Genomic DNA, 12,085 nt, shown 5'->3' with positions numbered 1-12,085 from the left:
GCGTCCGGCGTGACTGGTTGCTGGGCCCGCGTCATCGGGCGTCACCGGTCGCTGCGCTCGCACGGCGCTGCGACGGCGCACCCCGGCGGCTGGGGTGGGGCACCCGGCGGCTGCGGTACTGAGGGGTGTCGTTGGCGGTGTCGTGGACTGCACTGTCGCTGCGCCAGGGTGACCGGGCAGGATGGAACTCATGCAAACGCAACGCAACTTGTTGGGGCCGGAGCCGGTGCGGCTGCCCGTCGACCCGGTGGAGGCCGAGCTGGCTGCCGGCGCGGACCCGCGGGACCTGGCGCGCCGGAATCCGTCGTCCTTGCTGGCCTGGGCGGTGCTGGCCGAGCAGGCGCTGGACGCCGGTGACGATGTTTCCGGCTATGCGTTCGCCCGCACCGGTTACCACCGCGGCCTCGACCTGTTGCGGCGCAACGGGTGGAAGGGCGCTGGCGCGATCCCGTGGTCGCACCAGCCGAATCGCGGGTTCCTGCGCGCGCTGTCGGCGCTCGGCCAGGCGGCTGCGCAGTTCGACGAGGCTGACGAGGTGCAGCGGGTGCGGGCGTTCCTGCTGGACGCCGACCCGGACCTGCCCTCCGAGCTGCTGCCCTGAGCGAGTGACATCGCTGCCAGGGCAACGGCTTTCGTACGCTGCTAGTCGACCACTCCGCGCACCAGCCGCAGCGGCGCTGTGTGTTTGTAGTAGGTCCAGCGCTCGACGTCCTTGTCCCTGCGGACCCCGTCGGCCACCACCCCAGCCGGGTTCCCCGGTAGTGTGCTGACCTCGACCGCGCGCCCCGAGTACGTCTGCGCCCTGCGGCCGAAGCCCAGCATGCGCTTCGGAATCACCGTGACCTGCAGCCCCCGCTCGACGGACGGCTGCACGATCAGGCCACGCGCCGAACTGCTCACCACCCTGTTCTCGTCGACGTAGACGGTGCCGGCCACCGGCCCGATGGTGGCCTCGCCGACCAGCACCCCGCCGTTGTCGTCCCGCAGGATCGGTACAACGTCGACCTCGCCGAGCCGGGCCAACCGCACCTGCGACTCCGGATCACGCGGCAGCGACCACACCCTGGCGACCTGGCTGTCGCCGATGGCCGCGACACTGACCTGCACCTGGCCGAGCAGCTCGCGACGCTGCAGCCGCTTGACCACCGCGGCCAGCGCGGCGTCGGTGCCGATCACCAGCAGTCGCCCGGTCAGCAGCGGGTCGATCTCCTTACCGGGACGCGACCCGACGCGGTGCACCTGGTCGCCCGGCGTGCCGGTCTGCCGTACCTGCTCAAGGATCTGCTCGACCGCAGCGGGCGTACCGGCCGCCGGGGTGGGGTCCGGCGCGGTGCCGTCCGGCGCGGGGCCGTCGGCCACCAGCACCTGCAATGGTTCGGAATCCATGGGTTTCGCCCTTCGTCAGCGCTGGCCGGCAGCATGCGGCGCACCCAGCCGGTGCCCGCCGGCAGCTCCACCGAACGCCAGGGACGGCGCACCGCAAGCTCGACCGAACGTCCGGCCGGTGCCCGCGGCTTGCCCACCGCAGGGCTCCCGCGAGCCCCACCGGAGTGTTCACCGACAGCACGACCGGCCGGAGCATGCCGCCGACACCGCTAGTCTTTCCTGCGGTAACGCGCTTGCAGCCCGCGTGCGCCGCCAGGAAGGAAAGTCTGCCATGACGGTGATGGTGCTCATCGGTGCCCAGTGGGGCGACGAGGGCAAGGGCAAGGCCACCGATCTGTACGGCGAACGCGTGCAATGGGTGGTGCGGTACCAGGGCGGCAACAACGCCGGGCACACGGTGGTGCTGCCGGACGGCCAGAAGTTCGCGATCCGGTTGATTCCTTCAGGGATTCTCACCCCGGGCGTCACCAACGTGATCGGCAACGGCGTCGTGGTGAATCCCGGTGCGCTGCTGGACGAGCTCGGCGAGCTGGAGAAGCGGGACGTGGACACCAGCAGGCTGGTGATCAGCGCCGACGCCCACCTGGTGATGCCGTACCACGTCGCCATCGACAAGGTGTCAGAGCGCTACCTCGGCAAGGCCAAGATCGGTACAACCGGCCGCGGGATCGGCCCTGCCTACCAGGACAAGGTCGCGCGGATCGGCGTCCGGGTGCAGGACCTGCTCGACCCGTCGATCCTGCGGCAGAAGGTGGAGGCGGCGCTGGATCTGAAGAACCAGATCCTGGTGAAGATCTACAACCGCAAGGCGCTTGACCCTGCCAAGATCGTCGACGAGGTGCTGGAGCAGGGCGAGGCGTTCAAGCACCGCATCGCCGACACCAGGCTGCTGCTCGATCAGGCCATCAGCCGCGGCGAGCACGTGCTGATGGAAGGCAGCCAGGGCACCTTGCTGGACGTCGATCACGGCACCTACCCGTTCGTCACCTCGTCCAACCCGACCTCTGGCGGGGCGGCCGTCGGCGCCGGTATCGGTGCCCCGCGGATCACCACGGTGATGGGCATCCTGAAGGCGTACACCACCAGGGTCGGCTCCGGCCCGTTCCCGACCGAGCTGTTCGACGAGAACGGTGAGTACCTGCGCAAGCAGGGCGGCGAGGTCGGGGTGAACACCGGGCGGGACCGGCGCTGCGGCTGGTTCGACGCGGTGATCGGCCGGTACGCGGCCAGGGTCAACGGCATCACCGACTACTTCCTGACCAAGCTGGACGTGCTGTCGTCGCTGGAGCGGGTGCCGATCTGCGTTGCCTACGACGTGGACGGCACCAGGGTCGACGAGATGCCGCTCACCCAGACCGGTTTCCACCACGCCAAGCCGATCTACGAGGAGCTTCCCGGCTGGTTCGAGGACATCTCGCACTGCCGCAGCTTCGACGAGTTGCCGGCCAACGCACAGGCCTACGTGCGCAGGGTGGAGGAGTTGTCCGGCTCGCGGGTCTCCGCCATCGGCGTCGGGCCGGGGCGCGACCAGACCATCGTGATCAACGATCTGTTGAGCTGACCTGCCGGCAGCGACGACTGGCGCGACAGCCCCGCAGCCCGCCGGTTACTCTCAGTGAATGAGTGAAGTCGGGCGCTATGGCGGATGAGGGTGCAGCGGTGGCGCACGGGGCCATCGCGCCGTCTACCGCGGAGTTCGCGGGCATCCTGAAGAAGGCGCTCACAGCGTCCAACGGTAAGCCGCTCGCCGCAGCGGCGCTGGCCCGCAGAACGGGTCTGTCCCGTAGCACCATGTACGCCTATCTGGCCGGCAGCAGTCTGCCGTCGCCGAAGAGTCTTGATCTGCTGTTGACCGCGGTGGGTGTGCCCGCCGGGCAGCAGCGGCGGCTGTCCACCTTGCGGGACGCGGCCGCGGACGCCCGCCTCGCCGGCCCTGGCCCGGCGGCTCCGCTCGCTGCGGCTGTGGCGCATACGCTGCCGGCCGACCCCGGTGAGCTGGTGGGGCGGGCTGAGCAGTTGGCGGAGCTGACCGGGCGCGCTCGCGACGTCCCGTCCGGGCGTGGCGGTGCGGTGGCGTTGACCGGGCCGGCCGGCGTCGGCAAGACCGGTCTGGCGCTGCGGTGGGCACATCAGCACATTGCCGAGTTCGCCGATGGGGCGGTGTACCTCGATCTCGGCGGGTATGCGGCTGGACCCCCGCGGGAACCGGGCGCTGCGCTGGCCGAGCTGCTGCGCGCGTTCGGCGCGGACGACACCGCACCCACGGACCGCACGGGTGAACGCCTCGCGCAGCTCCGGACGGCGGTGGGTGGCCGAAAACCCTTGGTCATTCTGGACAATGCGCTCGACGACGAGCAGCTGCGCGTGCTGCTCGCCGGCTTGTCGACCGCGTTCGTGCTGATCACCAGCAGAGATCTGCTTCCCGGCCTGTCGGTGGCCGGTGAGGTGGCGCGCATTCCGGTCCGACCGTTGGACGAGGCCGCCGCGCTCGACCTGGTGCAGCGGTACGTCCCGTCACCGCTGCGTCAACCGGCTGCAGTGACCAGGGCCGTGGTGGCGCGCTGCGTCGGACTCCCGCTCGCCCTGCGCATCGTCGCCGGCCAACTCGGCCGCGGCTGGCCGACGGGCGGGACGCTCGCCGTCGACCGGCTGTTGGGGCTGCCCGCGGTCGCCCAGCGAGGCCGGCAGCAGCTGTCGCTCCGCGAGGTGCTGGGCTGGTCCGAGCGCCGGCTCCCCGAGTCGACCGCGCGCGCCCTGCGCCTGCTTGCCGTTGTTCCGGTGGCCCGGCTGAGTACCGAAACGGCCGCGGCGGCCTTGGGCCAGTCGCTGTCGCAGACCAGCAGGCAGCTGCGCCGACTGTTGCGGGCGCATCTGCTGGAACCGTTGGGGCACAACCAGTTCCGGCTGCACGATCTGATCCGTGGCTACGCGCGCGAGCGCGCGCTGGCGGTGGACGACGAGGCCGCCCGAACAGCCGCGGAGGATCGATTGATCGAGCACTTCGTCGACGCCGGGCAGTGGGCCTCGCAAACCCTGTTCCCGGCGACAGCGCCCACCGAAGGCGTCAAGGTGCACGAACGTCGGCGCGCACAGGGCTGGTTCGACCAGCAGTGGCCGCAACTGGTCGACCTGATCGCCAGCACCGTCCGGCGCGACGCGCCGGCGGCGACGGTTCGGCTGGTTCAGGTGATCAGAAAACCGGTGCTGGAGGGCCGCATCCGGGTGCGGGAGAGCGTTGAGCTGTTCCTTGCCGGTCTGGCCGCAGCCCGCAGCGTCGGCGACCACGCCGCCGAGGCCGTGCTGCTGCGGAACGTCGGCTCGACCCTGCGCATCCTGGGCAACGACGCCGACGCGATCGGCTACTTCGAGGAGGCGGCGGAGGCGAGCCGCAAGCTGGGGGACGACGAGGCCCTCGCCGGTACCGTCAGCGAGCTGGGCAACGTGCACCTCTGGGCTGGTCGGCTGACCGATGCCATCGATCACTACCAGCAGGCGCTGCAATTCGCCGACCGTGGCGGCAGTGTGCTGGCCGCCGCCATCGCGCACAACAATCTATCGATCTGCTATCGAAAGCGGAACGATCACCGCGCCGCCATGGACCATGCCAATGCGGCATTGGCGCACTACCAACAGCTGGGCGCCGAGTCCGGCATCGCACGGACTCGCTGTCAGCTGTGCGAGATTGCCACCGACATGGGCGATTTCGATACCGCGGCCGCCGAGGCCGGGGCGGCGCTCACCTGGGCCCGCACGGTCGGATCGCGGCAGGTGGAGGCCGAGGTGCTGAACGTTCTCGGCGAGATGCACCGCGCCAACGCGCAACACGCACTCTCCAGGGCGCACCACGTTGCGGCCCTGGCGGGTGCACAGAGTGTTGACGACGACTACGAGCAGGCCAGGGTCCACGAAGGGATTGGCTGGAGCCACCAGGCGTCGGCGGAAGTCGCGCTGGCCCAGCAGGCCTGGCGGCAGTCGTTCGCCATGTACCGGGCCATGGGTGCCGACGACGCCGCCAGGGTCGAGGTGCTGCTCACCGCGGATGCGTAGCGGCGGGCGGCGTTGTGCCGTGGGTGGAGCTGTGCCGCGGGCAGCGTGTTGCTGCGGGCAGAGTTGCGCGGCGGGCGGTGTGGTGTTGCGGGCAGCATTGTGCGGTTCGGGATGCCGAGGCCGGCCAGGAAAACCCTTGGCCGGCCTCGGTCTTCAGCCCCGAGGGTTGTTCGTCATGTTCCGAGCCTGCGGCGGGCGTGGCTGCTGCGCGGACCGGTTCGCCTCAGCCGCCCCAGTCCGACAGCAGCTCCTTCAGCTTCCGGTCGGCCTCGGCCGTCGTGGCCTTCGACTGCTTCGCTGCGTCCCGGATGAGTCGCTCCAGAGAAGCGCGCTGCTGCGCCGCCAGTTGCCGGGTCGCCGCGTCGAACTGCGTCCCACAGCGGGAGAGGGTGGCAAGCACGTGCTCTGGCTTCGTCGCTGCCGACTGTAGATCGGACGTCACCGCGTCGAGGCAGTCGGAGGCCGCCGTGTCAAGCCGCTTGGACGCCCGAGAATCCTTTGCCTGCAACTCGTTCGGCCGCTGTGGCGGTGCGACGACACGATTGCCGGGCTGCTGCGGCGACGGCTTCACTGTCGGTGTCTGCCGGGCCGACGAGGCCTTCGGCGGGGCCGAGTGTTTCGGCATGCTGACCCTGTCGGGTTTGCCGACGGCCGCCCGCGGTGGCACCGGAGTTCTTGTGGGGCTTGCCTTCTCGCGCTTGCCGCCAGGAACGCCCGGACCCGCGGTGCCGCTTTGGCCGCGCTTGTCGTCCGGAACGCCCGGACCCGCGGTGTCGCTCCGGCCGCGCTTGTCGTCCGGAACGGCTGGGCCCGCCGTGCCGGCGGTGCTGCTCCGGCCGCGCTTGTCGTCCGGAACGCCCGGGCCGCGGTCCCGCGGGTCGCCGATGGTGGTGGCCGCCGACAGCGGCGGGCGCCACTGACCAGAGCGCCCGCTGGCCGGCTTGGGCGCGGCTGCCGATGCTCCGGAAGCTGTGGACTGCTTCTTCAGAGCTTTGGCATGCCGGCGAGCCGCCTTGGCCAGGTCGGAGTTTGCGGTGCTGTCGATCTTTCCGATGGAGTGCTTCGGTTCCCAGCCGGGAGCACCCTTGGGTAGCTGGACCGAGCTGTCGACGTCGTCTGCTGCGCCGGCGACCCGGTTGACGGCCTTGGTCAGGGGATCGACGGCCTGCTTGGCCTTGTGCTTGCGCACGTCGTTCTTGGTGACCGCGCGGTGTTTGCCGCCGGTGGGAGTGCCGCCGCGGATCTTCCCGTTGACCAACTCGCCGCCCTTGATTCGCGGCGGTTTGAGTGCGCCCACCTTGGGCGGAGCTACATAGTCACCCGGACGCCCGACCGGGTACGGGCCCTCCGAGGCGCGCTTCACGGTGCCTGTTCGCTGCTGTTCGCGCGGAACAGTGCCCGGCATCGTCACCTTTTTGGTCTTCGGGTCGTACAGCACCGGTCCCTTGGCCGGCGTGTTGGGCTTGCCGACGCCAGGAGCAGCGGGGCGACCGGTGCCGGGACGGGCAGCTGCGTCGGGTCGAGTTACTGCGGCGCCGGGGCGAGCGGGTGTTGCGGGACGAGCGGCGGTGGCGTCGGGCCGGGCTGCGGCCGTGCCGGGACGAGCGGCCGGCGCGGGAACGCCGATGACCGTTGACGGTTCGTCGCCGCGAACTCTGGGCGCCGCACCGGGAATGCCGGTGGCGGAGGTGTTCGGGCTGATGGGTGTGACGTCGTCGGAGGGTCGCGAGGATCCGTTCTGGCCGGATGCGGGGCGAGCTCCCGGCCCACCGGTTTCGGGTCGGGCGGCAGCCGCAGGTGGCGGCGCAACCTGGGCGGGTGGCTTCGCGGCGCCGCCGGCGGGTGCCCCGGGCGCGGCCGGCGGAGCCGGTTTTGCAGCCGGCGGAGCCGGTTTCGCGACGGGCGGCGGGGCCGGCGCAGGTGCCGGCTTGGCGGGCGCCGGTCCCGGTTGTGCTGCGGGCGGCGCGGGAGTGGCCTGGGGTGATGGTTTGGCCGCTGGCGGGTTGCGCCGCGCGGTGCTCGGCGGACGGGTGTGTCGCGGCCGCACCGGTACCGCGTTGGGACGCGCACCGTACGCGCGGTCAAGCGCCGATTGCAGCCGCCACTCGAGGTGGGCCTGATTCCAGCCTCGGACGTAGTCGGGGTCTTCTGACTTGGCGCGCGTGTACGGCTCGAACTCCGCCCGCCCCAGCGAAGCCTGGTACGCCTTGTTGTACTCAGGATCGTCGGACTGCGGTGGCTTGCCGTCGCGGACGTCCCTCGATGCCTTCTCGGAGGTGGTCAGCGTGTCGTACGCCGGTTCGGTCCACAGGTAGCTGAAGACGTCGCGGATCTTGCTCCACCACGAGGCTTCGGCGAGCATTCGCTGCCGGTCAACGCAGCGGTCGGACGACTGGCACTGCAGTTCCATGGTGCGTAGCTGCGGATCGCCGGGTGCTGTCGTGGGCTCCTCGAGACTCGGTAGCGAGCCGCCGGCGGCTCCGCCGGTGGACGGGCCGGTTGGCTGGCCCGATCCCGGCTCGGGCCTGGGCCCGGATCCGTCGTCGATGGGGGCGCCGCCGAAACCGTTACCGCCGGAGCCGGTATCGCCGGGAGCGTTGCCGGTGCCGGTGCCGGTGCCGGCATCGCCGGCGCCCGGGTCGGGCCGTGGACCGCTGCCGTCGTCGATCGGCGCCCCGCCGGTGGGCGGATCGCCGGCGGTATCCCGCTCGATGTCAGGGATTCCGTCTTCTTCAGGGAGGCGGCGGCGCCGGCTCGGCGGGAGCGGGCGGTGGTGGCGGGGCGACTTGGCCGCCGCCCCCGCCAGGGCTTGCGCCGCCGGAAGCACCGCCGTCGGCAGCACCGCCGCCACCGGCGGGAGCACCGCTGCCGGAGCCCGATCCGGAATCGCCGGAGTAGCCGGCACCACCGCCCGACCCGCCTCCCTGATCGTTGCGGGGCGCCTCGATCGGTGCTGGGGCAGGTTCGGCGGCGGGCTGCTTGGGGTCGGCGTCCGGGCTGGTGCCGGTGCCAATGCTTTGACCTTGGAGGTAGCTGTCGGCCTCGGCGCCCTGCGCCTGTGGTGCCACGACGGTGAGAATCAGCGCGGTGGCGGCGGCGAGCTCGGCAATCTTGCGTTGGTGGCCTGCGTTTTTGATCATGGTCCGCTGGTGTCTCCTCGAGCCGTAGAGGACGGTTCCGTGGCGCGGAGGCTGCCGGTCGAGTGACACGCGCCGGAGTCCGACCGTCTCGTTGGTGGTTGCGCATCGATTCGAGCAACGGCGCGGCTGGAAACAAGGACAGTTCGGATCAGTCGGACGACCGGTCAGACAGCGCGACATCCCGTGATTTCAGCGGACCTCGGTGACCCTTCGGGCGAGCCAATGGGTGAACCCCGCGCACGTCCGGCAGTCGCGAGCGGGTGTACGGGCGCTGTCACCGGCGCCGCTGTCGGGTGCACCCGCCGTGCGCCGCGTCAGCCGGTGAGGGTGATCCGGATGGCTGCCCGGGGTTTGCCCGGCCGGACCCTGGCGAGCAAACCCTGGACAACCGCGCCGACCCTGGCCAACAGGTACTTGCGCGACATCGCTCGGCGTGCGGCGGCAACGTCGTCGTCGGAGCGCTGCACCACTGCGGTGCCGGCGAACACCGGGGAGTGCGGGCGCACCCGGCCGCGCAAGTCGCACTCCTGCAGCTGGACGCGCGGGTCACGGGCCAGCCGCTTTACCTTGCCGGCGTCGGCCATGCTGATCGTCACCAGCGTCGGACGCCGGTCGGGGTCGGGAGCGCTGCCGGTGCTGCTGGTGCGGTCGGCGGAGTCGGCGCGGTCGGCGGGGTCGGTGCGGTCAGCGTTGGCGGCGGCGCGCGCGTCGTCGCGAGCGATCCAGACTGGCGTGGCCACCGGCTCACCGGTGCGCCGGAACGTGGTCAGGCTGACGTAGCGCGCCTTGGCGAGCACCGCAGCCGCGTCCGGCGCGCTCGGCTCAGACGGGGAATCGGCCGGGTTCGCGGGGTCAGTCGCCATGCCCCAGCCTGGCACGCCGATTCCGCCGTGCCCAACCCGCCGTGCCCGGCCGCGCTTCCGCGGAAGCACGGCCCGGCGAAAATCCGGGGTGATGCGGCCCAGACTCAGGCATTGCTCCGCGAGACGGAGCAGCGGCAAAGGCGCTTCCGCGGAAGCGCTCGAGCGCGCTCCGGGGCTCTGCCGGCCCGGCGGAGTTTCGGGGGTGGCGCGAATGGTTCAGGCATTGCTCCGCGAGGCGGAGCACCGGCAGAGGCGCTTCCGCGGAAGCGCGGCCCGGCGGATGTTCGGGGGTGTGGCGCGACTGGCTCAGGCGTTGCCGCGAGGCGGAGCAGCGTCAGAGGTGCTTCCGCGGAAGCGCGGCCCGGCGGAAGACTCGGCAACTGCTGGCGGTGGCTCAGGCGTTGCTCCGCGAGACGGAGCAGCGGCAAAGGCGCTTCCGCGGAGGCGCGGCCCGGCGAAAATTGGGGCAATTGCCGGCGGTGGCTCTGGCGTTGTTCCGCAAGGCGGAGCATGGTCAAAAGGCGCTTCCGTGGAAGCGCTGGAGCGCGATCCGGGCGCTGCCGGCCCGGCGGAGTTTCGGTGTGGCGCGACTGGCTCAGGCATTGCTCCGCGAGACGGAGCATGGTCAAAGGCGCGCAGAACTCACCCCGACGCCACACCGCTTGACCTGGGAAAAACGGCTGCTAGGCCGCTGCCATGGCGAGCGCCGGGCCGGCGGCCTCAGGTTTGGCCGCCGTAGCAGCTTCGACCGCCGCAGCAGCTTCGACCGCCGCAGCGGCGCCGCCCGGCGCGCCCACGGGTTGTGCGGACAACGTCAGGCGCAGCTGCATGTTCCGGCCCAGCACTCGCTCCACCCCCGGAACCGACAGCAGGCCGACAGCATCGGCGGTCGGCAGCGACCCGGCGGCCGTCACCCGCAGGGTGCCGTCGTCGGCCAGCTCCCCGGCCGCGACCTGCAGCGTCAACGGCAGCGACCCGGTGGCGGTGCGCAGCGTGCCGGTCACCGCGCTGCCCACCGCCGGGTCGGCAGCGCCGAGCAGAGCGGGGCAGGACAGCGCGTCGGCGGTGAACTCAAGTTCGGGGTTACGGCCCGGGTCGATCAGCCTGGCGCCGTGCAGCAGTCCGTCCATGGTGGAGCTGCCGCTGGTCAGCGAGGCGGTGACCACGCTGACCGAAACCCGGCTGGCACCCGGCTGCTCGGCCACGTCCAGCGTTCCGGCGGCGTCGGTGAACCGCCCGCGGACGGTGACCAGGCCGAATCGCACCGACACCTCGAGATCACAGCCGGCGGGATCGAGTCGGTACACGCCGGCGGCAGCGGCGGCCTGGTCTGACGCCTGGTCGGCGGGGCGCTCGGCACAGCAGGTGGACACGGGAACCTCCGGGTGTCTCGGACGGTGACTCGGGGTGGTGGACTTTCGCACTGGTTCATTGGACGGCATCGCAGCCGTTCCGTTCCATCGGTAATTCCACCCAACTCACCCCGGTATCCGACCCCTGCCCAGCGCCGCCGCGATGGGGCATGCTGAGGAGCATGTGTCGAAACATCCGTCCCCTGCACAACTTCGAACCACACGCCACCAGCGACGAGGTGCACGCCGCGGCACTGCAGTACGTCCGCAAGGTGGCCGGCATGAACAAGCCGTCGGCCGCCAACACCGAGGTGTTCGAGCGGGCTGTTGCCGACATCGCGCACGCCACCGAGCATCTGCTCGCCGATCTGGTCACCACCGCCTCCCCCAAGAACCGCGAGGAGGAGGCCGCCAAGGCCAAGGCCCGCTCCGCCAAGCGCTTCGGCACACCCGCAGCTGCCGGCGCGCAGGCCGGCTGAGCAGGTGCGCATCGTCGTCGTCGGCGGCACCGGGGTGCTCGGCCGGCGGGTGATGGCGGCTGCCGAACGCGCCGGACACCGCACCGTCGCGATCAGCCGGGCCACCGGATTCGACCTGCTGGCGCCCGATTCCCCGGCCGGCGCGGAAGCCCTGACCGCCGAGCTGGCGGGCGCTGATGCCGTCATCGACGCGGTCAACCAAGTCACCCAGCGCCGCCGCCAAGCCGTCGAGCGGTTCACCGCCATCGCCCGCCGGGTGGTGGCCGCCGCCGCGTCAGCCGGGGTGCCGCGATACGTCCAGACCTCGATTGTCGGCGTCGATCGACCAGGCCTGGCGCGGATGGGCTACTACCAGGGCAAGCTCGCCGCCGAACGGGCCGCGGTACAGACCGCGCGACTGACCGGCTCCGACCTGCAGGTGCAGATCGTCCGCAGCACCCAGTGGTACGAGTTCGCCGAGCTGATGCTCGACCGGCTGGGCATCGGGCCGGTGCGATTCGCGCCGCGGATGCTGGTGCAGCCGGTCGCGGCGGCGTCGGTCGCCGAGCTGTTGCTGGCCGTCGCGGACGGTCGCGTCAGCGGGCCGGCCGAACCGCCCGACGGCGCGTCGGTGCTGGAGATCGGCGGACCCGACCAGTACCCGCTCGGCGAGCTGATGCGCCGGGTGTCGCAGGCCGACGGCCGGCGCCCGCTGTTGATCCCAGCCCCGGTGCCCGGCGCGGCCGCCGCTGGGGCGGGCGCGCTGCTGCCGGGGCCGGACGCGATCATTGACGACATCAGGTTGGACGACTGGCTGGCCACTCGGCCCTGAACATAGG

The 12,085-nt window shown here is 71.5% G+C and carries 10 protein-coding genes; 5 read left to right on the top strand and 5 right to left on the bottom strand.

Annotation, left to right across the window (positions count from 1 at the left end; translation table 11 throughout):
• Positions 1-190: 190 nt before the first annotated feature.
• Positions 191-601: a DUF3151 domain-containing protein gene (locus HKD39_RS07790; protein WP_171199279.1), complete on the top strand. Its 411-nt coding sequence runs from the start codon at positions 191-193 to the stop codon at positions 599-601.
• Between the two features lie 41 nt (positions 602-642).
• Here HKD39_RS07790 and HKD39_RS07785 read toward each other — a convergent pair whose 3' ends face one another.
• Positions 643-1,386, bottom strand: coding sequence for a hypothetical protein (locus HKD39_RS07785; RefSeq protein WP_171199278.1), 744 nt, complete (start codon positions 1,384-1,386; stop codon positions 643-645).
• A gap of 271 nt (positions 1,387-1,657) precedes the next feature.
• Between HKD39_RS07785 and HKD39_RS07780 the strand changes: the two genes are divergently transcribed.
• Together HKD39_RS07780 and HKD39_RS07775 are read left to right on the top strand one after the other, a co-directional pair.
• On the top strand, positions 1,658-2,947 hold the full coding sequence (locus HKD39_RS07780; protein ID WP_171199277.1) for an adenylosuccinate synthase: 1,290 nt from the start codon (positions 1,658-1,660) through the stop codon (positions 2,945-2,947).
• A 77-nt stretch (positions 2,948-3,024) separates the two neighbouring features.
• On the top strand, positions 3,025-5,433 hold the full coding sequence (locus tag HKD39_RS07775) for a tetratricopeptide repeat protein (RefSeq protein WP_171199276.1): 2,409 nt from the start codon (positions 3,025-3,027) through the stop codon (positions 5,431-5,433).
• Between the two features lie 223 nt (positions 5,434-5,656).
• Here HKD39_RS07775 and HKD39_RS07770 read toward each other — a convergent pair whose 3' ends face one another.
• From HKD39_RS07770 to HKD39_RS07755, 4 genes are all read right to left on the bottom strand, one after another.
• The gene (locus tag HKD39_RS07770; RefSeq protein WP_171199275.1) at positions 5,657-8,284 is read right to left on the bottom strand and encodes a hypothetical protein; all 2,628 of its coding nucleotides are present in this window, start codon (positions 8,282-8,284) and stop codon (positions 5,657-5,659) included.
• Positions 8,166-8,573: a hypothetical protein gene (locus HKD39_RS07765; protein WP_171199274.1), complete on the bottom strand. Its 408-nt coding sequence runs from the start codon at positions 8,571-8,573 to the stop codon at positions 8,166-8,168. Before HKD39_RS07765 ends, HKD39_RS07770 begins: the two co-directional genes overlap by 119 nt.
• A 314-nt stretch (positions 8,574-8,887) precedes the next feature.
• On the bottom strand, positions 8,888-9,436 hold the full coding sequence (locus HKD39_RS18715) for a PNPOx family protein (RefSeq protein ID WP_212754192.1): 549 nt from the start codon (positions 9,434-9,436) through the stop codon (positions 8,888-8,890).
• A gap of 683 nt (positions 9,437-10,119) precedes the next feature.
• Positions 10,120-10,809: a YceI family protein gene (locus tag HKD39_RS07755; protein ID WP_171199273.1), complete on the bottom strand. Its 690-nt coding sequence runs from the start codon at positions 10,807-10,809 to the stop codon at positions 10,120-10,122.
• Positions 10,810-10,970: 161 nt separating this feature from the next.
• Between HKD39_RS07755 and HKD39_RS07750 the strand changes: the two genes are divergently transcribed.
• Together HKD39_RS07750 and HKD39_RS07745 are read left to right on the top strand one after the other, a co-directional pair.
• Complete coding sequence (locus HKD39_RS07750; RefSeq protein WP_171199272.1) at positions 10,971-11,267, top strand: DUF2277 domain-containing protein; 297 nt, start codon at positions 10,971-10,973, stop codon at positions 11,265-11,267.
• A 4-nt stretch (positions 11,268-11,271) separates the two neighbouring features.
• Positions 11,272-12,078, top strand: a complete 807-nt coding sequence (locus HKD39_RS07745; RefSeq protein WP_171199271.1) for an NmrA family NAD(P)-binding protein — start codon at positions 11,272-11,274, stop codon at positions 12,076-12,078.
• Positions 12,079-12,085 lie beyond the last annotated feature (7 nt).

It is taken from the genome of Nakamurella aerolata, assembly GCF_013002705.1.
GTDB lineage: Bacteria > Actinomycetota > Actinomycetes > Mycobacteriales > Nakamurellaceae > Nakamurella > Nakamurella aerolata.
The sequence above is the reverse complement of the archived record's forward strand: the minus strand, read 5'-3'. Positions and strand labels throughout refer to the sequence as shown.

Bases quoted from the DNA above. Each gene is read 5' to 3' on its own strand.
- HKD39_RS07780 (WP_171199277.1), top strand. From the start codon at position 1,658: ATGACGGTGATGGTGCTCATCGGTGCCCAGTGGGGCGACGAGGGCAAG.
- HKD39_RS07775 (WP_171199276.1), top strand. From the start codon at position 3,025: ATGGCGGATGAGGGTGCAGCGGTGGCGCACGGGGCCATCGCGCCGTCT.
- HKD39_RS18715 (WP_212754192.1), bottom strand. From the start codon at position 9,436: ATGGCGACTGACCCCGCGAACCCGGCCGATTCCCCGTCTGAGCCGAGC.
- HKD39_RS07790 (WP_171199279.1), top strand. From the start codon at position 191: ATGCAAACGCAACGCAACTTGTTGGGGCCGGAGCCGGTGCGGCTGCCC.
- HKD39_RS07785 (WP_171199278.1), bottom strand. From the start codon at position 1,386: ATGGATTCCGAACCATTGCAGGTGCTGGTGGCCGACGGCCCCGCGCCG.
- HKD39_RS07750 (WP_171199272.1), top strand. From the start codon at position 10,971: ATGTGTCGAAACATCCGTCCCCTGCACAACTTCGAACCACACGCCACC.
- HKD39_RS07765 (WP_171199274.1), bottom strand. From the start codon at position 8,573: ATGATCAAAAACGCAGGCCACCAACGCAAGATTGCCGAGCTCGCCGCC.